Below are 22,542 nucleotides of genomic sequence, written 5' to 3' on the forward strand. Positions count from 1 at the left end.
GTGGGCTTCACCGTGCGTGCCGCCGAGCACACCGGCTTCACCGTGCGCGACCTCGACCAGGCCGTGCGGTTGTTCACCGAGGCGCTGGGCTTTCGCGAGCTGCGCAGGGCGCACATGGCCGGGGAGTTCGCCGCCCAGGTCACCGGTGTGCCCGGCGCCGAGATCGCCATGGCGGTCGTCGAGGCTCCCGGCCACCGCATCGAACTGCTCCAGTACCTCAGCCCCGCCAGGCACGGGCAGGCCCCGCCACGCCCCAACGACCCTGGCGCCGCGCACCTCGCCTTCGAGGTGGACGACCTGGACGCGGTGCTCGCCGCCGTCGAACCCTTCGGCTGGCGCCCGCCCGGCAGCCCGCAGGTGATGGCCACCGGCCCCCGCGCGGGCACCCGGTTCGTCTACGTCCAGGACCAGGACGGCACCACCCTGGAGCTCATCCAGCCCCCAGCCTGACCTCCGCGCGGTCCTGGGATGCGCGCGAGTCCCGGTCGCCGGACCGCGAGTCCCGGTCTGTGGCGGGCGAGTCCCGGTCTGGGGTGCGCGAGCCCCGGCCACCAGCGCACGAATCCCCCCTACCGGCGCGGCCCCTTGATCGTCAGCGGGGCCATGCTCACCTCGCCGCTGATCGTGAAGTGCGGGTTGCCCGCCCTGCCCTGGAAGCCGACCCGGTCGTGCACCGTGGCGCCCCACTTGGTGTCCAGGTCGGCGATCGTCACCGCCGCCGTCTCGGGCAGCCGCAGCAGCACCGGCCCGCCGGTGGCGTACACCCGCAGCGACACCTCGGCGTGCTCGAACTGCGCCGCGCTGAAGTCCAGGTCGGTGGTGCCGAACTTGGCGCGCACGACCACGTTGCGCGGCACCACCCAGCGACCGCTGCGGGTCAGCGGGGACATGCTGCCGCCGACCAGTTCCACGGTGTCCCCCGACACCGAGGCCCCCACCGCCGACGGTCCACTTCGGACCGGGGCGTCCGGGTGCACCATGCCGGGCAGGTCGATCAGCACCGCGTTGAGCTCACCCCGGGTCCGCGCGGCCAGCGCCACGTCGGTGCGCTCGGTGAACTCCTCCAAGGTGAGCAGCCCGCGCCCGATCGCCTTCTGTAGCAGAGCGACCACGTGCTCGCGCTCCGAGTCGGAGACCCGAAGCTCCCGGTTGTCGACCTTCTGGCCGAACGGCTCCCCCGTCGTCATGGCAGCCATCGTATTCAGGGCAACCCCCTCGGGGGATCCGGGAGATCCCCTGATAATCGCTTGCCGCCGCCCCTAACGTGGACAGACGTGTGTGCGCTGATCGGCTGCTACCTCCGCATCGCGCTCGCCGGGTTCCGCAGGTACGCCACCTACCGCCAGGCCGCGCTCGCGGGCACGGCCACCAACGTGGTGTTCGGGCTGATCAAGATCAGCATCCTGTCCGCCGTGTATGCGGCGCAGGGCGGTGGCTCGGTCGGCGGCTACGACCTGACAATGACGATCACCTATGTATGGCTGGGCCAGGGCCTGCTCAGCGTGGTCCAGTTCTGGGGCGACGCGGACCTGGACACCAGGATCCGCACCGGGGACGTGGTGATCGACCTGACCCGGCCCTGGAACCTGGGCATGGCGCTGCTCGCCGAGGACCTGGGCCGTGCCGCCTTCGCCTCGCTCGCGCGCTTCGTGCCCCCGCTGGCGATCGGCGCCCTGCTGTTCCCCTTCCGCTGGCCCACCGACCCCGCGGTCCTGGCCTTCTTCGCGCTCAGCGCGCTGCTCGCCGTGGTGATCAGCCAGGGGATCCGGTTCCTGCTCAGCCTGTCCACGTTCTGGCTGCTCGACCCGCGCGGGGTGTCCGGCCTGTACCGGGTCGGCGGCGCCACGCTCGCCGGACTGGAGATCCCGCTCAACTACTTCCCCTCCTGGGCGCAGACCGCGCTCTGGTTCACCCCGTTCCCCGGCATGATGCAGTCCCCCATCGACGTGTTCGTACAGCACGGATCTGCCGCCGCGTTGCTCGCGCACCAGGCCCTGTGGGCCGTGCTGCTGACCGTCGCGGGCCAGGTCGTGCTGCGCAGGGCCGTGCACAAGGTGGTGGTCCAGGGTGGCTGAGGCCTACAGCAGCCTGATCCGGGCCCAGTTGCGCTCGCAGCTGAGCTACCGGACCTCGTTCCTGCTCAACTGCCTCGCGCAGATGCTCGCGCAGGCCAACGACCTGCTCGTGATCGTCGTGCTGTTCGGCCGGGTCGCCAGCCTCGGCGGTTTCGGTGTGCAGGAGGTGCTGCTGGTCTACGCCCTGTCCGGCATCGCCTTCGGCCTGGCCGACATGGTCGTGGGCAACGTGGAGCAGCTGCCGCAGTACATCCGCACCGGCCGGTTCGACGTGGTCCTGATGCGCCCGATGGGTTCGCTCGCCCAGCTGTGCGCCTCCGACTTCCAGCTGCGCAGGCTCGGTCGCGTCGTCACCGCGCTGGGCGTGCTCGTCTATGTTCTGTCCATTTCGGACATCCACTGGACACCGATCACCTTGCTATTGCTGGTGATCACCCCCGTAGCCGGTGCGGTGATCTTCGGTTCGATCTTCATCGCCTCGAACTCGCTGAGCTTCTGGCTGATCGACGGCCGCGAACTGGCCAACACCGTGACCTACGGCGGCAACTACTTCACCTCCTACCCGGTGACCGTGTTCTCCGGCTGGCTGCGCGTGTTCCTGGCCTACGTCATCGGCGGGGCCTTCGTCTCCTACTACCCCGCGCTGGCCCTGTTGGGCAGGGCCGATCCGCTCGGCGGGCCCGACTGGCTGCGCTTCTCCGCACCGGTCGTCGCCCTGCTGGCCGCACTCGCGGCGGGCACCGTCTGGCGGTTCGCGATCCGGCACTACCGAGGGACGGGATCATGATCGAGGTCGAGGACCTGGGCCGCACCTTCGTGGTGCGCAGGAAAACCGGGCTGCTGCGCCGTTCCCGCGAGGAGGTCGCCGCGGTCACCTCGGTGTCCTTCCGGGTGGACGCGGGCGAGGCCGTCGGCTACATCGGCCCCAACGGGGCGGGCAAGTCCACCACCATCAAGATGCTCACCGGCATCCTCGTGCCGACCTCCGGCCGGGTTCGGGTCTGCGGGCTCGACCCGTCACGGCAGCGAACCGAGTTGGCCAAGCGCATCGGCGTGGTGTTCGGGCAGCGCAGCCAGCTCTGGTGGGACCTGCCGCTGGTCGAGAGCTTCGAGCTGCTGCGGCACATCTACCGGGTCGACCCCGCCGCGCACGCCCGGCGGCTCGCCGAGTGCACGGAACTGCTGGGGCTGCACGAGTTCGCCGCTACCCCCGTGCGCCAGCTCTCCCTGGGGCAGCGCATGCGCGGCGAGGTGACCGCCGCCCTGCTGCACGCGCCGGAACTGCTCGTGCTCGACGAGCCCACCATCGGCCTCGATCTGGAGTCCAAGGAGCGGCTGCGCGAGTTCCTCGCCGAGCTCAACGCCAGCCGGGGCACCACGCTCGTGCTCACCACGCACGACCTCGACGACATCGAACGGCTGTGCCGCCGCATGATGGTCATCGACCACGGGCAGGTGCTCGCCGACGGGCCGCTGGCCGAACTGCGCGAGGAGGTCAGCCCCGAGCGGACCCTCGTCGTGGACCTCGAACGCCCCGCCGCCCCGCTCGACGGCCTGCCCGGGGTCGTGTCCGTTCGCACCGAGGCCGGCGGCCTGCGCCAGCTCCTGTCGTTCCGCCGCGACGCCACCACCGCCGCCCGCCTGATCACGCTGGTCGCCGACCGCGCCCCCGTACACGACGTGTCCGTCATCGAGCCGGACATCGACGAGGTCGTGAAACGCCTGTACCAGCGGCGCTCGCCGGTAGCCTGAACAGATGAGGGTGGGGATCCTTGTCTTCGCAACGGCGCTGCTGCTCGTCGGCTGCTCGAGTTCGGTGCCAACGGCGGTACCCACCGGCAGCAAGTCCGAGGTCTGCGCCCGCGCGCTCGGCAGCGCGCTGCTCACCCAGTTCGGCGAGGACCTCGACCGCAAGGTCCAGCACGCCAAGGACACGGCGGCCCTGTTCCGCCAACTCGCGGGGCAGAGCCAGGACCTCACCCTGGCCAAGGCCCTCGGAGCCGTCGCCGACAAGGCCGCCGAGGTCGCCACGCGCGACCTCACCCAGCAGAACCTCACCCAGTGGGCCAAGGAGCAGGGCGAACGCCTCGACACCCTGCGCAAACTCTGCCTCTGACACCCCCAAACGGTCGACTACCAGCAGTGACCACCTGGGCCTACGCTCGTAACCAGGAGGTGTTGTGATGCGAGCCACAGTGGGCGACTGCCTGCACGTGCACAGCCGGTCGGTGGGGGCCACCCAGCGTCAGGGCGAGATCATCGAGGTGCGCGGCACCAACGGTGAGCCGCCGTACGTCGTCCGGTTCTCCGACGGCCACGAGAGCCTGGTCTTCCCAGGCCCCGACTGCCTCATCGAGCCCCGCACGCCCGAGGACTGATCCTCGTCGGCTCTCCAGCCGCACCCGCTGGAGAGCCGGTGCACCGAGGCCACCGTTCAACCCGGCCAGTTCAGGCCGACCCGGGCGGCGGGTCCCTCGGTGCCGTCGAACGCGACCGGCACGAGGTCGACTGGGGTGGACGGGCCGGTGCGCTGGAGCGATTTCACGTAGTGCACGTCGTTGAGGACACGGCCGAGCCAGCGGCCCTCGGAGCGCAGGTCGTAGTACCAGACCGGCTCGAAGTCCCAGGCGAGCAGCAACTCGGCGGTATCGCCGGAGAAGTACGCCTTGTCGATCCGGAAGTTCTTGGGCTGCAAAGGGTTGGCGGCAACACCGGAGTTCAGTGCGAGCTCACCCACATGCACGATCCCGTTGGCGCGCAAGGAGATGGCGGCGATCGTCCTGCCGGAGCTGGCGGCGAGTGGGAGCACGCTGGTGGCCCAGGCGCTGGGGTGTGCGGGCACGGGGACCCACTCGGTGGCGCCGTCGGCGAAGGTGAGCCCAACGTCCAGCCCAGCGCCGAGTGAGGTGACCGCCAGCCGGGTTCGCCTGTCCAGCAACAGTTTTGTCTTGTAGAGGCGCACTTCGCCGTTGCCGGACAGGCGAAGCGAGGTGCCGCCGTCGTAAGCGAGCGAGTGGTCGTAGTCGGCGGAGGCGGAGCCGGTGGTCCACCACTGCCAGGTGGGCAGGATGTCCTGCGCGCTGGCGCTGGCCCAGGGCGAGGTGCTGCTCTGCTTGCCCGCCAACCAGAAGCCGGTGCCCTTGCCGGTGTTGAACCGCGTGGTGAACGGCAGCGAGCCGATGACGGACTTCTCCACCACGTAGTGGGCGATGCCGTCCCAGGCCTGGAAATCGGTGAAGGCACCGGCTTTCTGCGTGTGCAGGCGTCCGGTGCGGCTCGGGTTCTCGTTCGGCCCGGCCCACAGGTGCCGCTCGGTTCGGAAGTACGGCTGCTGCTGCTCGGGGGTGACGGCATTGCCGTAGTTGCCGTGGTTCCAGAACTGCGAGTGCTGGAACATGCCGTAGCTGGCTGGTGCGGTGCCGCCCTCGGGGAAGACCCAGCGCGGGTCGGTCGGCGGTTGGGGCTGCCCGAAGCCGTAGTCCTCGATATCGGTGGGCAGGAACACCGAGCGGTACGGGTCGAGCCCGATTTTCCTTGCGTAGGCGGCGGAATCGGTGACCCCGCTGCGGCTCCAGGCGTAGTTGACGAAGATGCTGTCGCAGGCCTTGAGCCACGGGGCGTTGGCCGCGTTGAACCGGTTCTGGTAGTCCAGCGTGCCGTCGGGCAGGTCGGCGTCGTACCACTGGAGGTAGATCGTCGGCGCCTTGTGGCGCAGGTAGGTCAGCATGGCCATCAGCGCGGTGGCCTGCGCCGGGCTGATCGAGGCCTCCTGGTTGATGAAGTAGCCGTCGAAGCCGAAGTACCCGGCCATCGCGATCAGCTTGTCGGCCACCGGATAGCTGCCGTCCCCGGCGCGGCGCACCAGGTCGTCGAACTCGTTGTTGTCACGAGGCCAGAACCAGCAGCCGAGGCTGAGCACCCCGTTGCGGTGCGCGCAGTCGGTCCACGCGGGGTTGGGCAGGTTCACCACACCCCAGTCGTGCGAGGGGCCCGCGGTGCGCGCGCCGTGCCAGGAGGAGTAGACGTCCAGGTACTGCCAGAACCGGTCGGTGTTGGCGGAGAACACGTCGTAGTGGCGGCGCGGGAACAGGTCCTCGCCGTAGCCGTAGTCGGAGGAGACCACCGACAGCTTGGGCGCCGCGCTGAGCGCGGGGTTCGCCTGCGTGGCGGCGAAGGCCGGGATCCGGGTGGCCAGCGGCACCCTGGACCGGAAGTGGGCCGCGAACGGGTCGGTCTCGGGCCGCCAGGTGAGCAGGTCGCTCGCGGAGTAGCCGTGCACGAAGGGCTCGTGCGCGCCCGCGGGCGGTTCGGGCACCTTGTCCGCATGGGCCCTCGGTGCCCCGAAGGCAAGCGCGGCACCGGAAACACCCGACAGGACGAGGAATCCTCTTCTGCTGAGCATGCCCATGGTGCACGACCCTAGGACCGCCCGAAAGGGCGGGGAACCCCGCGGAAGGCGGGAACCGGTTCACCGGGTGAGTACGTTGAGCACCTGGAACCGAACGTGGGGAGGTGGCCGGTGCAGGGGCCGCCACTGGTGTACGGCCAGGGCCAGCGACTGCTGGTCGTGGACGACGAGCCGGGCATCACCGAGGTGCTGGAGACCACCCTGGGCCTGGCCGGGTACCAGGTCTGGGTGGCGGCCAACGGTGCGGCGGCGCTGCGGCTGGCGGCGGAGGTCCGCCCCGACCTGGTGGTGCTGGACGTGATGCTGCCCGACATGGACGGTTTCCAGGTCTGCCGCAGGCTGGCCGAGCAGGACGAGGCCCCGCCGGTGCTGTTCCTGACCGCGCGGGACTCGGTGCTGGACAAGGTCACCGGGCTGACCATCGGCGGGGAGGACTACCTGACCAAGCCGTTCAGCATCCCCGAGGTGCTGGCCAGGGTGCACGTGCTGCTGCGCAGGGTGCGGCGCGGGCAGGCGGCCGAGGACCCGGTGCTGTGTTTCGCCGACGTGGTGATGGACGAGGGCACCCGCCGGGTGACCAGGGCGGGGCGCGCGGTGGAACTGTCCCCCACCGAGTACCGGCTGCTGCGCTACCTGCTGGTCAACAGCGGCCGGGTGGTGTCCAAGGCCCAGGTGCTGGACAACGTGTGGCAGCACGAGTTCGGCGACGGGGTGGTGGAGAAGGTCGTCTCCCGGCTGCGGCAGAAGCTGGACGCGGTGGGTGAGCCGCTGATCCACACCGTACGGGGCTTCGGCTACAGCCTGCGGCTGCCGGTGGAGGGCTGAGCCGTGCGTGCGGGCACCTCCCTGCGCGGTCGCCTGGTCTGCGGGGTGATCGTGCTCGCCGCGCTGGGCATGGCGATCGTGGACACAGCCTCGCTGGTGGCCCTGCGGGTGTACTTCCGCTCGCTGGCTGACACCTCGCTCACCGCGGCGCAGGGCCGGATCGCGCACCAGGTCCGGGGCCGGCCGCTGAGCATCAACTCCGGGCAGTTGCAGGACCTGGTGCCGGTCGGCTTCGTGGTGGTCCTGCTGGACGACTCCGGCCGGGCGGTGACCAGGACGCGGTCCGCGGACCCGCCCGAACTGCCCGCGACCGTGGACACCGGGTTCGCCGCCGAGCCGATCACGCTGTCCTCCGCGGGCCCCGAGTACCGCGCGCAGCAGTTCGCGCTGGGCGAGCACATCCAGTTCGTGCCCGACGCCGGACCGCCGGTGCGGGTCAGCGCCGCGATCCTCGCGGAGAGCCTGGGCCCCACCGCGGAGGTGCTCAACCAGCTGCTGCTGTTCGAGCTGGCCGCCACCGGGGTGGCGCTGGTCGGCATCGCCCTGCTCAGCCTGGGCGCGCTCCGGGTGGGCCTGCGCCCGCTGCGCGAGATGGCGGCGACGGCGAGCGGGATCGCCGCGGGCGACCTGAGCCAGCGCATGGAGGTCGCCGACGTGACCACGGAGATCGGTCAGGTGGCGACCGCGCTGAACGAGGCGTTCGACGCACGGAGCCGTTCCGAGGAGCGGCTGCGGCAGTTCGTCGCGGACGCCTCGCACGAGCTGCGCACCCCGTTGACGACCATTCGCGGCTGGGCGGAGCTGCACCAGCACGGGCTGGCCGACGAGCAGCTGACCGCCAGGGCGATGTCCCGCATCCAGCACGAGGCGACCCGGATGCAGGCCACGGTCGGCGAGCTGTTGCTGCTGGCGGAGCTGGACCAGGGCCGCCGGCTGGCCCGCGAACCGGTCGACCTCGGCGCACTGGCCGTGGACGCCGTCGCCGACGCGCGGGCGGTGGACCAGCAGCGCCGGGTCGAGGCGGAGCTGCACGGGGAGATGACCGTGCTCGGCGACGAGAACCGGCTGCGCGAGGTGGTGCAGAACCTGGTCGGCAACGCGCTGAACCACACGCCTTCGGACACCTCCGTCCGGGTGAGCGTGCGCGGGCAGGACGGGGCGGTGGAGCTCGTGGTCGCCGACGAGGGCCCCGGCATGGACCCGGACACGGCGGCGCGGGCGTTCGAGCGCTTCTTCCGGGGCGACCAGTCGCGCAGCCCCGGCACCGCGGGCAGCGGACTCGGGCTGAGCATCGTGGAGTCGATCGTGCGGGCGCACGGGGGCACGGTCGGGCTGTGCACTGGACCAGGTGAGGGAAGCGTCTTCACTGTCAGGTTTTCGTCAGCTCCGTGAGAGTCAGGAGTCAGCCGACCCGAGTTTGCTGGAACTGCCACCGCGAAGGGAAGAGACACGTGACAGAAACACTGCCTGCCGCACCACTGCCCACCGGGCGCTCCTGCCCGTTCGACCCGCCGGAGCAGTACCGCCGCCTGCGTGAGGACCAGCCGGTCAGCAGGCTCGCACTGCCCGACGGCACCGCAGGCTGGCTGGTCACCCGCTACGAGGACGCGCGTGCGGTGATGTCGGACCCCAGGTTCAGCTCGAACCCGGAGAACTTCACCTCGCCGTTCCGCTACATCCCGCCGGAGGAGCGCCAGCAGGTGCCGCCGGGCATGTTCATCTCCATGGACCCGCCGCACCACACCCGCTACCGGCGGCTGCTGACCGGCCAGTTCACCGTGCGGCGGATGCGCGCGCTGGAGCCGAGGATCGAACAGATCGTCACCGAGCACCTGGACGCGATGCAGGCCGCGGGCAGCACCGCCGACCTGGTCGCCGACTTCGCGCTGCCGATCCCCTCGCTGGTGATCTGTGAGTTGCTCGGCGTGCCCTACGCCGACCGGGCCGACTTCCAGCAGTGGTCCAACGTCCTGCTCCAGGTGGACCTGCCGATCGAGCGGACCCGTGAGGCCTCAGAGAGCATCCGCCGCTACATGACGGCACTGGTCCAGGCCAAGCGGGTGGAGCCGGGCGACGACATGCTCAGCGGGCTGATCGCCGCGGACGCCGAGCTGACCGACGACGAGATCGCGGGCATGGGCTTCCTGCTGCTGATCGCGGGCCACGAGACGACCGCGAACATGCTGGGGCTCAGCACGTTCCTGCTGCTGCAACACCCCGAGCAGATCGCGGCGATGCGCGAGGACCCCGCCGTGGTCACCACCGCGGTCGAGGAACTGCTGCGCTACCTGTCGGTGGTGCAGTTCGGCACGATCCGCGGCGCGCTGGAGGACGTGGAGCTGGGCGGGCACGTGATCCGCGCCGGTGAGACGGTGGTGGCCTCGCTGGCCGCCGCGAACCGCGACCCGGAGCGGTTCGCGGAGCCCGACCAGCTCGACGTCGGCCGCAAGCAGTCCACGCACGTGGCCTTCGGGCACGGCGTGCACCAGTGCCTGGGCCAGCAGCTGGCCAGGGTGGAGATGCAGATCGCCTTCCGCGAGCTGTTCAAGCGGCTGCCCGGCCTGCGCCTGAACACCACGCCCGATCAGGTGGAACTGCGGCACAACGCCGTGGTCTACGGGGTGAAGTCGCTGCCCGTCGCCTGGGCCTGACACAACAGTGGGGCCGCACCCGAGGGTGCGGCCCCACTGGGTCCAGCCTCAGATCAGGCCGAGCTCGCGCACCGCGTCGCGCTCCTCGGCAAGCTCGCGGACCGAGGCGTCGATCAGGCCGCGGGAGAACTCGTCGATCTCCAGGCCCTGCACGATCTCGTACTTGCCGTCCTTGCACACCACCGGGAAGGACGAGATCAGGCCCTCGGGCACGCCGTAGGAGCCGTCGGAGGGCACGGCCATGGAGGTCCAGTCACCCTCGGGCGTGCCGTTGACCCAGTCGTAGATGTGGTCGATGGCGGCGTTCGCGGCCGAGGCGGCCGAGGAGGCGCCGCGGGCCTCGATGATCGCCGCACCGCGCTTGGCCACGGTCGGGATGAAGTTCCCGGCCAGCCACTCCTGGTCGTTCACGGCCTCGGCGGCGGTCTTGCCACCGACCTGGGCGTGGAACAGGTCCGGGTACTGGGTGGCCGAGTGGTTGCCCCAGATCGTCATCTTGGTGATCTCGGACACCGACACGCCCAGCTTCGTCGCCAGCTGCGACAGCGCGCGGTTGTGGTCCAGCCGGGTCATCGCGGTGAAGCGCTCCGCGGGCACGTCCGGGGCGTGCGACTGGGCGATCAGCGCGTTGGTGTTGGCCGGGTTGCCGACCACCAGCACGCGCACGTCCTCGGCGGCACCGGCGTTGATGGCCTCGCCCTGGGGCTTGAAGATGCCACCGTTGGCGGCCAGCAGGTCACCGCGCTCCATGCCCTTGGTCCTGGGCCGCGCACCGACCAGCAGCGCCACGTTGACCCCGTCGAAGGCGGTCTTCGCGTCGTCGGTGATGTCGATGCCGTCCAGCAGCGGGAACGCGCAGTCCGCCAGCTCCATGGCGGTGCCCTCGGCGGCCTTGAGCGCCGGGGTGATCTCCAGCAGGCGCAGGCGCACCGGGGTGTCCTTGCCGAGCAGCTGGCCAGAGGCGATCCGGAACAGCAGGGCGTAGCCGATCTGACCGGCCGCACCGGTGACGGTCACGTTGACGGGGCGTGCCAAGGGAAGATCCTCCCGATCCGCAGGCAGACTCGCGCCCTCGGGTGCGACCACCACGGCCAGGTTGGCAGGTGAGCTGGCCTGTCAGCGGCGGCCTCAGCACCGGGACCGCGCACCGGGCGGTTCGCCCGGTGGCCGCAGATTACCAAGCGGAGCGCGACCCGCAGCGGCCACGGTGAGCAGGGTCTCGCCGGGAATCAGCGCTGACCGCCGTTGTCCTGACCTGGTTCGAAGTACCACCGGAAGTGCAGTCCGCGGTCGGCCCACATGGACAACTCCATGAACCGCTCCACGCTCAGCAGGACCGCCTCCGGGTGCCTGCGGGCGCCGATGTGCACCGGCTCCGCCTCCACCCCCTGCTCGCGGCAGGTCCGCAGCAGCTGGCTGAGCCGGACTCGCGCCTCACCGACCGAGAGCGCCGACGGATCCCCCTCGTTGCGCTTCACAACTCCCACGTGTACCGGCTGGGTGCGGTCGCGGGAGCACCCAGCCGGATTCTGCACACGAATTGACTACCGAATCGGCACGGTGAGTGCTCGTCAGTTGTTCGGGTCGAACGGCCCGCCGACGATGGAGAAGGCGACCACCGTCACGGCCAGCCCGAGCAGCCCGTAGATCACGACGTCGGTGCGCTTGCTCCGGATGGCGATCAGCGCGAGCCGGTCCTCGGTCAGCACGGCTCGCAGCACGGCGGCCAGCAGCAGCGCGCCGCCGACCAGTACCGCGCCCTGCCGCCAGTGGTAGGCGAGCATGCGCTGCGCCCCGATCACGACGGTCAGCAGCACCAGGGTGAACGGCACGTAGGCCACGGGCAGTCGACGCCGCTTGCGCCCGGTCACCTCGACCACGCCATTGACCGAGCCCCCGCTCACGACTGCGCGGCCAGTGAGCGCTCGGCCGCCTCGACCACGTTGGCCAGCAGCATCGCCCTGGTCATCGGGCCGACCCCGCCGGGCATCGGCGCCAGGAAGCCCGCGACCTCGCGCACGTCGGGGTGCACGTCCCCGCGCAGGCCCTCCTCGGTGCGGGTGATGCCCACGTCCAGCACGGCGGCACCGGGCCGCACCATGTCCGGGGTGATCAGCGCGGCGACACCGGCCGCGGCGACCACGATGTCGGCCCGGCGCACCTCGGCGGCCAGGTCCTTGGTGCCGGTGTGGCAGAGCGTCACGGTGGCGTTCTCGCTGCGGCGGGTCAGCAGCAGCCCGAGCGGCCTGCCCACGGTGACCCCGCGGCCGATCACGGTGACGTTGGCCCCGGCCAGCGGCACCTCGTAGCGGCGCAGCAGGGCCACGATCCCGCTCGGCGTGCACGGCAGCGGGCCGGGCTCGCCCAGCACCAGCTTGCCCAGGCTGACCGGGTGCAGGCCGTCGGCGTCCTTGGCCGGGTCGATCCGCTCCAGCAGCGCGCCGGTGTCCAGGTGCTTGGGCACGGGCAGCTGCACGATGTAGCCGGTGCAGGCCGGGTCGGCGTTCAGCTCGTCGAGCACGCCCTCCAGCTCGGCCTGGGAGATGTCCTCGGGCAGGTCGCGGCGGATCGAGGTGATGCCGACCTTGGCGCAGTCCGAGTGCTTGCCGCGCACGTAGGCGTGCGAGCCGGGGTCGTCACCGACCAGCACGGTGGCCAGCCCCGGGACCACCCCCCGCTCGGTGAGTGCAGCGACCCTGACCCGCAGGTCCTCGAAGATCGCGTCGCGGGTTGCCTTGCCGTCCAGGATCGTGGCGCTCACAGGCCCATTCTCGCAGAACCGCTCAGCGCCGCCGACGTGCGGGCAGCGCGGCCACGGCCACCGCGACCAGGATCAGCGCCGTGCCCGCGAGCGTGCTGCTCGCGACGTGTCCGGCGCCCGCGGGCAGCAGCAGGTCCAGCAGCAGGGCGCCGACCAGCTGCCCGGCCACCGAGGCCAGGCCGACCAGCAGCACCCCGACCAGGCGCACCGCGACCACGGCGGTGGCCACCACGCCAATGCCCATGATGCCGCCCAGGTACAGCCACCACTGGCCCGGTGGCGGCTCGCCGGGCAGGCCGGTGACCAGCAGTCGGACCGCCGTGACCAGCAGCAGGGCCGCGGCGCCGGTGGCGAAGTTGAGCAGCGTGGCCACGAAGGTGCTGTCCGCGGCGGCCCGCACCCGCCCGTTGACGGCCTGCTGCCAGGCCGTGGCCATGCCGGCCAGCGCGGGCAGCACCGCGAGCCCCAGCGCCGCCGGATCACCCAGCTGGCGGGACACGGCGACGAACACGGCCAGCACCGCCAGTGCGGCGCCCAGCACCCGGAGCCAGGTGAGCGGCTGCACCCCGGCGGGCCCTGCGCCGAGCCGGTCCACGGCCAGGCTGCTGACCGCCTGCCCGGCGACCACGGCCACGGTGAACACCGCGACGCCGAGCGCGGCCACGGTCAGCCCCTGGCAGGTGACCAGGAAGGCCCCACACACCCCGCCCAGGCACTGCCACCACCACAGCCTGCGGCCGTCCCCGGGGTTGGGCAGCCCGCCGCGCACGGTGGCCCACAGGGCCCGCAGCCCCCTGCGCCCGGCCGGGAACACCGGCAGCAGCACGGCCAGCACCAGCAGGCCCGAACCGAAGGACACCAGGGCGGCGGTCGGCCCGTCGTGCAGCCGCTGGCCCAGCCTGCCGTTGAGCTGGCCCTGCACGGCCAGGCCCACGCCACCCGCCCCGGCCAGCAGCACGCCGCCGAGGCGCTGGAGCCGCCCGGTACCCGCGGTGCTCGTCACTGTCACGCGGTCAGCGTGTCATCCGCACCTCCTACCTCTGCCATCGCCAGGTCCTGGTTCGCTGCACGCGGCACGGCCAGCGCCAGCAGGGCCGCCAGCAGGGCGACGCCCGCGGCACAGGCCACCCCGGCGGCAGGCCCGGACCGGTCCAGCAGCCCGCCGGACAGCGGCAGCACCAGCGAGGACCCCGCGGTGATCGCCGTGGACTGCCAGCCGAACGCCTCACCCCGGCGGTCGGCCGGGGACAGCTCGCTCAGCCGCGAGTTGGCCGCGGCGAAGGACGGGGCGATCGCCGTGCCGCCGACCAGCAGGATCGCGCCGATCAGCCAGGGCGAGGACGGGGTCAGCAGCGGGGGCAGTGCGGGCACCAGGGCCAGCACGCCGAGCGCCGCCAGCAGCAGGCGCAGCGCGAGCCTGGGCCGCCCGGCGAAGCCGCCGACGACCAGGCCGCCGATCGTGGAGCCGACCGCCCACACCGCGCCGAGCACGCCCGCCAGCTCCGGCCTGCCCTGGTCGCGGGCCCAGGCGACCATCACCAGATCGGTGGACACCAGCGCACCGACCAGGCACATGGCCAGCAGCACCGAGGGCAGCACACCGGGCACGGTCAGCAGGGACCTGCGCCTGCCCAGGTGCGCCTGTTCGGGTGGTGGCGGCACGTCCAGCCCGACCCGCCGCAGGGCCAGCGCGAAGCCGCAACTGCCCAGCACGGCGTACCCGGCGATGCCCAGCACCGCGGTTCGCGGGCCGAGCACGGCGACCACCGTGGCGGTGAGCACCGGCCCGACCACGAACATCAGCTCCTGCAGGGTGGCCTCCACCGTGTAGAGGGCCTCCCTGGCGGGCCCCTGGGTGATGCGCGGCCACACCGCCCGGCCGATCTGCGTGGCCGGGGGCAGGAACACGCCGGTGACCAGGGCGAGGACCGCCGCGACGGGCCACCCGGACGGGGGAAACGCGCCGGGCAGCAGGGCCAGCCCGAGCAGCCCAGCCCCATAGGCCAGCGAGCTGAACAGGAGTAATCGGGAGGCCGGGCTGCGGTCGGCGGCCCTGCCGCGCAGCGGACCGGCCACGCCCTGGCCGAGGGTCAGCGCCCCGCCGACCACCCCGGCCACCGCGTAGGAGGAGGTCCAGCCCGCGATCAGGAAGGACAGGGCCAGACCGGTGCCGGTGATGTACAGGCGCCCGGCCAGCGACCAGGTGAGCAGCGAGGCCAGCCTGGGCACACCCGCGAGTTGGCGATAAGGGCGGAACATGCGAACACTGTCCCGCGAGGGTCTGACAATTCGGGGGCGCCCAGCTGGCCGGTTGTGGGGCGATCCAGCCCCGCTGGGCGACCCGACCGGCCATCATCGATGCTGGACGGTGACGAAGACGCGGAGGAGTTGGCCGTCATGCTGAGTGAGCGATGGGGCACGCGCTGTCGTGTCTGAGCAGGCCAACGGCCGGACCGAGGAGGTCTGGGCCACACCGCAGGCAAGCCGGGTGCCGGACGGGTTGCGAACGCGAGAGGATGTCCCAGTGTCACAGCCGACCCCGCTGAACCCCGTCGAACAGGACGCACTGGTCAAGCAGATCGGTCTGGCCCTGATGAAGGCCGCTCCGCAGGACTGGGAGCAGGTCAGGGCCGAGTACCGGGCCGCAGGCCGCTACTTCGAGCTCTCGGCCGAGGTGACCGCCCAGGACGGGCAGGTCAGGGCCTGGACCGCGCCGCAGGAGACCGCCACCCTGTTCGCCAGGTTGCGCGCGGGCATGTACCGGGAGGGCAGGGGTACCTGGTTCAACGCCAAGTACCAGCTGGACCGGCCCTCCAGCTACAACCTCGACTTCGACCGCGAGGAACCGCAGTGGCAGAGCCCGCCACCGCCGCCCGCCTACACCGACGAGGTCCGGTTCTTCCCGCGCACCGATGACAACGTGCCCGAGTGGCTGGCGCGCCGGTTGCAGGCCGGTGCCCGGCCCGCGGGACCGCCGCCGGGGGTCGGACAGCGCTTCCGCACCGCGCGCATCTTCGACGGCCCCGGGCCGGACGGCCGTCCCTCGGTGAACCGCCCGCCGCTGGACCCCGGCGAGGTCGACAAGGTGCTGGACTACCTGGAGGCCGCGCCGGTGGCGCTGACCACCCAGGGCATGGACTCCGACCGGCTGGCGCACGAGAACCCGGAGGCGATCCCGATCGCCTTCCACACCGACGGCGCGTGGATCTGGCCGGCCGCGGTGATCTTCTACCTGGCCCGCTACAACGTGCCGCCGGAGCCGGAGCTGGTGCAGCACATCCGGGCCAACAACTTCCAGACGCCGGACGTGGACGAGCCGACCAGGTCGGCGGCGGCGGGCCTGCTGGGCACGATGGTGGCGGGGCGACCCCCGCAGCCGCCCGCCCCACCGCAGGCCCCCGCGACCCAGGTGCTGCCGACCCCGCAGCCGGTGGCCGAGCCCGAGCCGCCCGCGGCGCCCGAACCGCCCGCGCAGGAGCCGGTGGCCGTGCGCCCGCCCGAGCCCGAGGCGGCCGAGCCCGCACCGCAGAGCTCGCCGTCCGCCGGGCACCGCAGCGCCGGGGTGGCCGAGCTGCGTCACCTGCTGGCCGATCTGGACGTGCCGGAGTCGGCCTACCGGATCGGTGAGCCCGAGCCCAACACCTGGTACCTGGAGCGGGTCGAGGACGGCTGGCAGGTCGGCTGGTACGAGCACGGCTACTCCACGCCGATGCTGTTCGACGACGAGAACGACGCCGCCGCCTTCCTGCTCGGCAAGCTGCTGCTGGACCGGAGGGCCGAGGCGCCGTCCGAGCCGGTCGCCGCCGAGCCCGAGCTGCCGAAGGTGGACATCGCCCCGGTCCCGGTGCCGATCCCACCGGTCACGCCCGCGCTGGCCGGCATCCCGGACGCGCTGGCCGCCGACCTGAGCCGGGTCGAGCAGGCCAGGGCCGCCGAGCAGGAGCGCGCGGACCAGCAGGACGGCTTCGAGCAGCCCCGTGGCGGCTTCGAACCGCCACGGCCCGAGCAGGGCGGGTTCCAGCGGCCCGAGCCAGGCGCGTTCGGCGCCGAGCCCGGCGGCTTCGAGCCTCCGCACGGCGAGCCGCAGCGCCCCGAGCACGGCGGGTTCGAGCAGCAACGGCCGGAGCCGGGCGCGTTCGAGGCCCAGCGCAACGACCAGGGCGGCTTCGACCAGCAACGGCCCGAGCACGGCGGCAGTGACCAGCAGCGCGGCGAGCACGGTGGCTTCGAACCGCCCCGGCCCGAGCAGGGCGGGTTCGAGCCGCCACGGCCCGAGCCGGGTGGCTTCGGCCAGCCTCGCAGCGACCAGCAGCAGGCCCTCAACGAGCACGGCGGCTTCGAGCACCAGCGACCGGAGCCGGGCGGATTCGGGCCGCAGCGGAGCGAGCACGGTGGCTTCGACCCGCAACGGCCAGAGCCGGGCGCGTTCGAGCCACAGCACGGGGAACCCGCAAGCTTCGACCAGCAGCGGCCGGAGCCAGGCACCTTCGATGCGCAGCGCGCCGAGCACGGCGGATTCGACCAGCCCCTCGGCGACCAGCAGCGACCCGAACACGGCGGATTCGAGCACCAGCGCGCCGACCAGCCCCGCAGCGAGGCCAACGGGTTCGACCCGCAACGCGCCGAGCAGCAGCGGCCCGAACACGGCGGCGGCTTCGACCAGCAACGCGCCAGCCAGCAACGCGGCGAGCACGGCGGCTTCGACCAGCAGCGGGCTGACCAGCAACGCGGCGAGCACGGCGGCTTCGAGCACCAGCGCGCCGACCAGGGCGGGTTCGACCCGCAGCAGCGGGCTGACCAGCAACGCGGCGAGCACGGCGGCTTCGACCAGCCTCGCGGCGACCAGCAGCGGCCGGAGCCAGGCGGCTTTGACGCGCAGCATGCTGACCAGCAACGCAGCGACCAGCGCGGCGGGTTCGACCCGCAGCGCGGCGACCAGCAACGGCCGGAGCCAGGCGGCTTCGACCAGCAACGGGGCGACCAACGCACCGAACACGGCGGCTTCGAGCACCAGCGCGGCGACCAGCCCCGCAGCGAGGCCAGCGGGTTCGACCCGCAACGCGCCGAGCAGCAGCGGCCCGAGCACGGCGGCGGGTTCGACCCGCAGCGGGCCGAGCAGCAGGGTGGGTTCGAGCCGCCCAGGGGCGAGCAGCAGGCACCGGTGCAGACCCCGCCGAGGCCGCCCGCACCGCAGCAGTCCCTGGCGGCCCAGCAGGCACAACAGCAGCAGCCGAGTCGTCCGGAGGAGTGGGCGATCCAGCCGCTGCGCGGGGAGCCGCCGCTGACCCTGTTCCGGGGCAAGCGGATCATCGAGCTGCCCATCGGGGTGGAGGTGGACCGCTTCGGCCAGCCGGACGGCAACCTCACCTACGCGGGTGGCACGCCGTTCCCGCTGCGGTCGCTGGTGCCCGACTGGGTGAACCGGCCGTACCACGTGTACCGGCTCCAGCAGCCCGTGCAGGCACTGGCCGGGGTGGCCGTGCCCTGGTTCGGGCAGCCCGGCGGCGGCACCGCCTACATGCTGGCCAAGTCCATCGACGAGCTGCTGGCCGAGGGCACGCTGGTCGAGGTGCGGCACGGCACCCCGCCGCCGACCGGCAAGTGAGGTTCTAGCCGACGACCAGGCCGTGCGCCGCCGCGAAGGCCACGGCCTGGTCCAGGTCCACCCGCGCGCCGCGCAACCCGGCCTGCACCAGTGAGTTGGCGTCCAGCCGGGCGCCACGCAGGTCGGCGCCCTCCAGGCGGGCGCCCTGCACCCGCGCCCCGGTCAGGTCGGCGCCGCGCAGGTCCGCCTCGCGCAGGTCGGTCTCGACCAGGTTCGCCTCGCGCAGGCGCAGCTCGGACAGGTTGAGCTTGCGCAGGTCCACCCGGCTCAGCCCGGCCAGGGTCAGGTCGCTGTCCCGGATGGTGCACCCGCGCAGGCGGCAGTCGGTGAACCGCGAGCCGAGCAGGCTGCACCCGTGGAAGGTACTGGCGGCGAAGACCGTCGCGGTGAAGGCGCAGTTGCGGAACGCCGTGCCGCGGTGGGTGCTGTCGCCGAGGTCGGTGCGGGTGAAGTCGCACTCGGTGAAGCTGCACGCCGTGGTGCTCAGCCCACGCAGGTCCGCCTCGGTGAACGAGCAGCCGACGAAGGCCCGCCTGGTCCAGTCCTGACCGGCCAGCACGGCATCGCTGAAGTCCTCGCCGAGGGTCTCGGTGTCGGCCGTCACGGCACGACCACCACCGGCCGCGCGGCCTTGGTCACCAGCGCCTTGGGCACCGAGCCCAGCAGCCCGCCGCCGTGCCGGGAGCGGCCGACCACGATGCAGTCGGCACGTCGCTCGGCGGCGATCTGCTCCAGCGCGATCGCCGGATCGCCCCGATGGTGGACCAGCTCCCACTCGATGCCGTACGGGCTGAGCGAGCGCTCGGCCTCCTGCCGGACCTCGGCCACGTAGTCGTTGGCGGCCTCCGCGGCGTTGATCATGCCGATGGAGGTCCAGTAGGCGGCGCTGGCCAGCGGTTCCACGTAGACCAGCACCAGCTTGGCGCGCTCACGCCGGGCCAGGCCCGCGGCCCAGGCGGCGGCGTGCACGGCGGGCGGCGAGCCGTCCACACCGACCACGATGCTGCCGACCCCGTCCTTGCCGATCTCGAAGCCGGTCCGCGCGGGTTCTTCTGGCACGACGGAATCGTAGCTACCAGGTGATCCGGTCGAACAGCGCCCGCAGCTTGGCGGCGCGCGCCGGGCGGTTCTCGCCTACCCAGCCGATCCGGCCGAGCAGGTGCGCGCGGAAGTCCGCGTGGCCGCCGCGGTTCTGCGTGGACGGTCCGCTGTGCACGCAGTTGTGCAGCACCGCGCGCAGTTCGTCGTATTCGGCGCGGGAGGCGGCGGGTGAGTCGTTGACCACCAGGCCGGTGAGCCGCTGGCGGTGGTGTGCCGGGGTGATGCGGGTCTTGTCCGGCCGCACCTGGAAGCCCTCGTCGGCGGCGATCCGGCGCACGCCGCGCAGCAGGTTGTGCAGCGGCAGACCGGCGTCACCGGAGAACGCCAGGTCGTCGGCGTACCGGGTGTAGGTGGCGCCGAGCACGTCGGCCAGCGCGGTGATCCGGCGGTCCAGCCGGTGCGCGACGGCGTTGGCCAGTGCGGGCGAACTGGGCGCGCCCTGCGGCAGGTGCGGGCGGGCCAGCCGGTCGAGCAGCCGCCGCCGCACCTCCACATCGGGCGCGGGTGGCGCGGCGCGGAGAACGGCGACCGGTGCCGCCGTGGTGACCAGCCCGGCCAGGTCGCCGACCAGTGCGCGGACCCGCGTGGCCGTCACCGAGGCGAAGAAGCCCTCCAAGTCCATGCGCAGCACCAGATCGCGCCCGGCGTGCGGCGCGGCGAAGGTGTGCACCGACCGCCCCCGGCGGAAGCCGTGCGCGGCCTCGTGCACGGGCAGCTCCAGGTGCCGCAACAGGGTTCGCTGCACCTCGGCCAGTCGCGGCTTGGGCGCCTCGATCAGCCGCAGGCCACCGGACCGGGTACGCATCCAGCGATACCTGTAGTGCCGCAACGGCTCTGCCGCTCGACGGTTCCAGCCCCGGTCGTCGGCGAACCAGGCGAACTCCCCGGAATCGATGCGCAGCAAGCGAAGCCAGTCATCCACAGTGGACTCCCGGGTGGTGCGACGGCGTGGCGGCGACCTGTTCTCGCCACGGCCGCGCGCGGTGGTCACGCGGAGCGTGCAGCGGTGGTGTTGCGCGCGGGGCGCCATGCCCCGCTGTGGTGGTGCTCCCCGGGGTTGCCCCGGAGTGACGGTTGCCCGCCTGCTCGCTGCCACGCCGTCGCACCTCGTCCAAGCTACCCGAACCGGCGATGTCGAGCCCCGTGCCACGGCACCGACCTCCGCGGTGACGGCTTCCGCACAGGAGAGGACGGACATGGCAGATCCAGTGGTGCACTTCGAGATCAGCGGCAGCGATCCGGCGAGGTTGCGCGGCTACTACGGCGAGCTGTTCGGGTGGGCGTTCCAACTCGGGGACGCGGCCACCGAGGCGGTCTCCCGGCCTGGCGAGTACGGATCCCTCCGGGCGGGGATCAACGGCGGGGTGTGCGGCGGCCAGGGCTACCCCAGCCGGGTGCTGTTCTACGTGGGCGTTCCCGGCGTGGAGGCCGCGCTCCAGCGGGCCGAGCGGCTCGGCGGGACCCGGCTGATGGGGCCGGAGCCTCGGTTGGGCGGGGACTTCGCGGTCGGGCACTTCACCGACCCCGAGGGCAACCTGGTCGGCGTCGCGGGTCCGGCCGTCGCATGAGCGCGGACAGCGCCGTGACGGGCGCGGGTGTGGAACTGTCACTGCTGGTGGACCTGCCGCCGGAGCGGCTGTGGGAACTGGTCACCGACGTGCCCGGGTACGGGCGGTGGAGCCCGGAGTGCGAGCACACCGCCTGGCTGGGCGGTGCCACGGGCCGGGTCGGGGACCGGTTCGCCGGGCGCAACCGGTTCGGCGGCGGGTTCGTGACCTCGGTGGTCAGCGTGGTCACCGAACTGTCCCGGCCCGAGGTCTTCGCGTGGGTGGTGCTGGACGGCAGCGGGGAGGTGGACCGGCCGGGGTCGGTCTGGCGGTACGAACTCGCACCCGGCGCCGGGGCGGGGCAGACCTCGCTGCGGCACAGTTTCGTGCACGGGCCGGGCGAGACGGGGCTGCGCGTGCTGGCGCGGCAGGACCCGGCCGCGCTGGACCGGCGCTTGGCGGAGTTGCGGCACAACATGGCGGCCTCGCTGGCCGCGATGCTCGACGGCGAACGGTACCGGGAGGTCCCGAGGTGAAGTACCTGCTCCTGATCTACAGCAACCCCGAGAACTGGTCGCATCCGGTGTTCCGGCAGGCGCCGGGGTTCCGCGCGCTGCCCCAGGGCGAGCAGGACACGTTGGCGGCGCAGGCAGGTGACCTGTTCGAGGAGATCACCACCTCCGGTGAGTTCGTGCTCGGCAGCGCGCTCGGCGCCCCGGCCGACACGAGGTCGGTGCGGGTGCGCGAGGGCGTGCCGGTGGCCACGGACGGGCCGTACCTGGAGGCCAAGGAGCACCTGGCCGGGTACTTCGTCCTCGACTGCGCGAGCCCGGAGCGGGCTGCCGAGATCGCGGCCCGGTTCCCCGACGCCCGGTTCGGCGCGGTGGAGGTGCGCCCGATCCTGGACATGACCGAGCGGCAGGCCTGACCGCGGGGACCCGCGGCCCCGTGCCGCGGGTCCCTAATCCGTGATCGTCTGGGCCAGCGCGTCGCTCGCCTTGCGGGCCACGGCGAGGACCACGTCGGGGGCGGTGTCCGCGCCAAGGCTGGCCAGCAGCGCGGCGCTGGCCGTGTCGAAGGCCATGCGCAGCAGGAGCCGGTCCTGCTCACCCGCCCCCTCGCCGAGCAGCAGGTCGACCACGCGCCCGAACTCCGCGCGAACGTCCCGGCCGCTGCTGGCCAGTCGCCGCATCAGCGGCTGGTTGGCGTGCGCGAGGCGCATGGCCTGGAGGTGTTCGGGCGTGACGCGCTCCAGCCAGTGCCGCACCGCGCGCCGGGGCAGGTCGGCGGTCCTCGGCTGCGCGGCGATCCACTCCAGGAACTCGTCGAGGTCGTGGCGGCGGTTGGCCATGAGGCTCGCCACGATCTCCTCCTTGCTCTGGAAGTGGTAGTAGAGCGCCGACTTCGTGATCCCGACCGCGGTGGAGATGTCCCTGGTCGTGGTGGCCTCGTACCCCTTGTCGGTGAACAGCTTCAGCGCGACGCGCAGGATCTCCGCCCGCGTCTGCCCACCGGGGCGCCGGTCGTTGGTGCTGATCGCCCACTCCTCTCGTCAGGCCCCAGGGTACT

Annotated in this window: 25 protein-coding genes and 1 pseudogene; 13 read left to right on the forward strand and 13 right to left on the reverse strand. The window is 72.4% G+C overall.

From position 1 onward, the window contains the following. Nucleotides 1–450 carry a VOC family protein gene (locus tag KALB_RS39605; RefSeq protein ID WP_052360518.1) on the forward strand — a complete coding sequence of 150 codons (450 nt, stop codon included), beginning with the start codon at nt 1–3 and terminating at the stop codon, nt 448–450. Nucleotides 451–569: 119 nt separating this feature from the next. On the opposite strand, the gene KALB_RS39610 is transcribed toward KALB_RS39605, so the two are convergent. Continuing rightward, nucleotides 570–1,187 (reverse strand): DUF1707 SHOCT-like domain-containing protein, encoded by a 618-nt coding sequence (locus KALB_RS39610; protein WP_042221301.1) that lies wholly within the window; start codon nt 1,185–1,187, stop codon nt 570–572. An 87-nt stretch (nt 1,188–1,274) separates the two neighbouring features. Here KALB_RS39610 and KALB_RS39615 point away from each other — a divergent pair, with 87 nt between their 5' ends. From KALB_RS39615 to KALB_RS39635, 5 genes are all read left to right on the forward strand, one after another. Beyond that, nucleotides 1,275–2,075, forward strand: coding sequence for an ABC transporter permease (locus KALB_RS39615; protein WP_025361228.1), 801 nt, complete (start codon nt 1,275–1,277; stop codon nt 2,073–2,075). Next, nucleotides 2,068–2,862, forward strand: a complete 795-nt coding sequence (locus tag KALB_RS39620) for an ABC transporter permease (protein WP_025361229.1) — start codon at nt 2,068–2,070, stop codon at nt 2,860–2,862. The genes KALB_RS39615 and KALB_RS39620 overlap by 8 nt, the downstream gene beginning before the upstream one ends. After that, the gene (locus tag KALB_RS39625) at nt 2,859–3,827 is read left to right on the forward strand and encodes an ABC transporter ATP-binding protein (protein ID WP_025361230.1); all 969 of its coding nucleotides are present in this window, start codon (nt 2,859–2,861) and stop codon (nt 3,825–3,827) included. Before KALB_RS39620 ends, KALB_RS39625 begins: the two co-directional genes overlap by 4 nt. 4 nt (nt 3,828–3,831) lie before the next feature. Then, nucleotides 3,832–4,191, forward strand: a complete 360-nt coding sequence (locus KALB_RS39630; protein WP_148309831.1) for a DUF8711 family protein — start codon at nt 3,832–3,834, stop codon at nt 4,189–4,191. Nucleotides 4,192–4,258: 67 nt separating this feature from the next. After that, nucleotides 4,259–4,453: a DUF1918 domain-containing protein gene (locus KALB_RS39635; RefSeq protein ID WP_025361232.1), complete on the forward strand. Its 195-nt coding sequence runs from the start codon at nt 4,259–4,261 to the stop codon at nt 4,451–4,453. A gap of 56 nt (nt 4,454–4,509) precedes the next feature. On the opposite strand, the gene KALB_RS39640 is transcribed toward KALB_RS39635, so the two are convergent. Beyond that, nucleotides 4,510–6,483, reverse strand: a complete 1,974-nt coding sequence (locus tag KALB_RS39640) for an endo-beta-N-acetylglucosaminidase (RefSeq protein ID WP_081789740.1) — start codon at nt 6,481–6,483, stop codon at nt 4,510–4,512. Nucleotides 6,484–6,594: 111 nt separating this feature from the next. Here KALB_RS39640 and KALB_RS39645 point away from each other — a divergent pair, with 111 nt between their 5' ends. From KALB_RS39645 to KALB_RS39655, 3 genes are read left to right on the forward strand one after another with little or no spacing between them, the layout of a single operon-like run. Continuing rightward, on the forward strand, nt 6,595–7,308 hold the full coding sequence (locus tag KALB_RS39645; protein WP_236650113.1) for a response regulator transcription factor: 714 nt from the start codon (nt 6,595–6,597) through the stop codon (nt 7,306–7,308). A gap of 3 nt (nt 7,309–7,311) precedes the next feature. Then, nucleotides 7,312–8,700, forward strand: a complete 1,389-nt coding sequence (locus KALB_RS39650) for a sensor histidine kinase (protein ID WP_030108130.1) — start codon at nt 7,312–7,314, stop codon at nt 8,698–8,700. A 59-nt stretch (nt 8,701–8,759) separates the two neighbouring features. Then, on the forward strand, nt 8,760–9,959 hold the full coding sequence (locus KALB_RS39655; protein WP_025361234.1) for a cytochrome P450: 1,200 nt from the start codon (nt 8,760–8,762) through the stop codon (nt 9,957–9,959). A gap of 48 nt (nt 9,960–10,007) precedes the next feature. Here the strand turns inward: KALB_RS39655 and KALB_RS39660 are convergent, their stop codons facing one another. The 6 genes from KALB_RS39660 to KALB_RS39685 all read right to left on the reverse strand — a co-directional run bounded on the left by KALB_RS39660 (nt 10,008) and on the right by KALB_RS39685 (nt 14,979). Then, entirely contained in the window at nt 10,008–10,994 is a 987-nt protein-coding gene (locus KALB_RS39660) for a malate dehydrogenase (RefSeq protein WP_025361235.1), read from the reverse strand. Between the two features lie 194 nt (nt 10,995–11,188). After that, the gene (locus KALB_RS39665) at nt 11,189–11,437 is read right to left on the reverse strand and encodes a type II toxin-antitoxin system Phd/YefM family antitoxin (protein ID WP_051912921.1); all 249 of its coding nucleotides are present in this window, start codon (nt 11,435–11,437) and stop codon (nt 11,189–11,191) included. Nucleotides 11,438–11,530: 93 nt separating this feature from the next. Beyond that, the gene (locus KALB_RS47285) at nt 11,531–11,830 is read right to left on the reverse strand and encodes a DUF3017 domain-containing protein (protein ID WP_030108129.1); all 300 of its coding nucleotides are present in this window, start codon (nt 11,828–11,830) and stop codon (nt 11,531–11,533) included. Nucleotides 11,831–11,859: 29 nt separating this feature from the next. After that, complete coding sequence (locus KALB_RS39675; RefSeq protein WP_025361237.1) at nt 11,860–12,720, reverse strand: bifunctional methylenetetrahydrofolate dehydrogenase/methenyltetrahydrofolate cyclohydrolase; 861 nt, start codon at nt 12,718–12,720, stop codon at nt 11,860–11,862. A 22-nt stretch (nt 12,721–12,742) separates the two neighbouring features. Further along, entirely contained in the window at nt 12,743–13,729 is a 987-nt protein-coding gene (locus KALB_RS39680; protein ID WP_025361238.1) for a DMT family transporter, read from the reverse strand. Then, nucleotides 13,726–14,979 carry an MFS transporter gene (locus tag KALB_RS39685; RefSeq protein ID WP_025361239.1) on the reverse strand — a complete coding sequence of 418 codons (1,254 nt, stop codon included), beginning with the start codon at nt 14,977–14,979 and terminating at the stop codon, nt 13,726–13,728. Before KALB_RS39685 ends, KALB_RS39680 begins: the two co-directional genes overlap by 4 nt. Before the next feature lie 265 nt (nt 14,980–15,244). Between KALB_RS39685 and KALB_RS48950 the strand changes: the two genes are divergently transcribed. Further along, nucleotides 15,245–18,325 (forward strand): glycohydrolase toxin TNT-related protein, encoded by a 3,081-nt coding sequence (locus KALB_RS48950; protein WP_025361240.1) that lies wholly within the window; start codon nt 15,245–15,247, stop codon nt 18,323–18,325. A 4-nt stretch (nt 18,326–18,329) separates the two neighbouring features. On the opposite strand, the gene KALB_RS39695 is transcribed toward KALB_RS48950, so the two are convergent. Genes KALB_RS39695 through KALB_RS39705 form a run of 3 tightly spaced genes read right to left on the reverse strand, consistent with a single transcriptional unit; the run spans nt 18,330 to nt 20,348 of the window. Continuing rightward, nucleotides 18,330–18,929 (reverse strand): pentapeptide repeat-containing protein, encoded by a 600-nt coding sequence (locus tag KALB_RS39695; protein WP_025361241.1) that lies wholly within the window; start codon nt 18,927–18,929, stop codon nt 18,330–18,332. Continuing rightward, nucleotides 18,926–19,384: a universal stress protein gene (locus KALB_RS39700; RefSeq protein WP_025361242.1), complete on the reverse strand. Its 459-nt coding sequence runs from the start codon at nt 19,382–19,384 to the stop codon at nt 18,926–18,928. The genes KALB_RS39695 and KALB_RS39700 overlap by 4 nt, the downstream gene beginning before the upstream one ends. 13 nt (nt 19,385–19,397) lie before the next feature. Further along, a complete protein-coding gene (locus KALB_RS39705; protein WP_025361243.1) occupies nt 19,398–20,348 on the reverse strand; it encodes a reverse transcriptase family protein in 951 nt (316 codons plus the stop codon). 274 nt (nt 20,349–20,622) lie between these two features. Here KALB_RS39705 and KALB_RS39710 point away from each other — a divergent pair, with 274 nt between their 5' ends. The 3 genes from KALB_RS39710 to KALB_RS39720 are packed head-to-tail and all read left to right on the forward strand — an operon-like array spanning nt 20,623 to nt 21,901. Beyond that, entirely contained in the window at nt 20,623–20,994 is a 372-nt protein-coding gene (locus tag KALB_RS39710; protein WP_025361244.1) for a VOC family protein, read from the forward strand. After that, on the forward strand, nt 20,991–21,509 hold the full coding sequence (locus KALB_RS44665; protein ID WP_025361245.1) for an SRPBCC family protein: 519 nt from the start codon (nt 20,991–20,993) through the stop codon (nt 21,507–21,509). Before KALB_RS39710 ends, KALB_RS44665 begins: the two co-directional genes overlap by 4 nt. Continuing rightward, complete coding sequence (locus KALB_RS39720) at nt 21,506–21,901, forward strand: YciI family protein (RefSeq protein WP_025361246.1); 396 nt, start codon at nt 21,506–21,508, stop codon at nt 21,899–21,901. The genes KALB_RS44665 and KALB_RS39720 overlap by 4 nt, the downstream gene beginning before the upstream one ends. A 33-nt stretch (nt 21,902–21,934) precedes the next feature. Here the strand turns inward: KALB_RS39720 and KALB_RS39725 are convergent, their stop codons facing one another. Further along, nucleotides 21,935–22,336 carry a hypothetical protein gene (locus KALB_RS39725; protein WP_025361247.1) on the reverse strand — a complete coding sequence of 134 codons (402 nt, stop codon included), beginning with the start codon at nt 22,334–22,336 and terminating at the stop codon, nt 21,935–21,937. 3 nt (nt 22,337–22,339) lie between these two features. Further along, nucleotides 22,340–22,510 (reverse strand): annotated as a pseudogene (locus tag KALB_RS50020) (TetR/AcrR family transcriptional regulator); the annotation flags it as partial. Nucleotides 22,511–22,542: the final 32 nt, after the last annotated feature.

It is taken from the genome of Kutzneria viridogrisea DSM 43870 (assembly GCF_000525635.1).
Taxonomy (GTDB): Bacteria; Actinomycetota; Actinomycetes; order Mycobacteriales; family Pseudonocardiaceae; genus Kutzneria; species Kutzneria viridogrisea.

Coding starts and splice junctions, on each gene's coding strand:
- KALB_RS39610 (WP_042221301.1), bottom strand. CDS start 1,187: ATGACGACGGGGGAGCCGTTCGGCCAGAAGGTCGACAACCGGGAGCTT.
- KALB_RS39625 (WP_025361230.1), top strand. CDS start 2,859: ATGATCGAGGTCGAGGACCTGGGCCGCACCTTCGTGGTGCGCAGGAAA.
- KALB_RS39630 (WP_148309831.1), top strand. CDS start 3,832: ATGAGGGTGGGGATCCTTGTCTTCGCAACGGCGCTGCTGCTCGTCGGC.
- KALB_RS39635 (WP_025361232.1), top strand. CDS start 4,259: ATGCGAGCCACAGTGGGCGACTGCCTGCACGTGCACAGCCGGTCGGTG.
- KALB_RS39640 (WP_081789740.1), bottom strand. CDS start 6,483: ATGGGCATGCTCAGCAGAAGAGGATTCCTCGTCCTGTCGGGTGTTTCC.
- KALB_RS39685 (WP_025361239.1), bottom strand. CDS start 14,979: ATGTTCCGCCCTTATCGCCAACTCGCGGGTGTGCCCAGGCTGGCCTCG.
- KALB_RS39710 (WP_025361244.1), top strand. CDS start 20,623: ATGGCAGATCCAGTGGTGCACTTCGAGATCAGCGGCAGCGATCCGGCG.
- KALB_RS44665 (WP_025361245.1), top strand. CDS start 20,991: ATGAGCGCGGACAGCGCCGTGACGGGCGCGGGTGTGGAACTGTCACTG.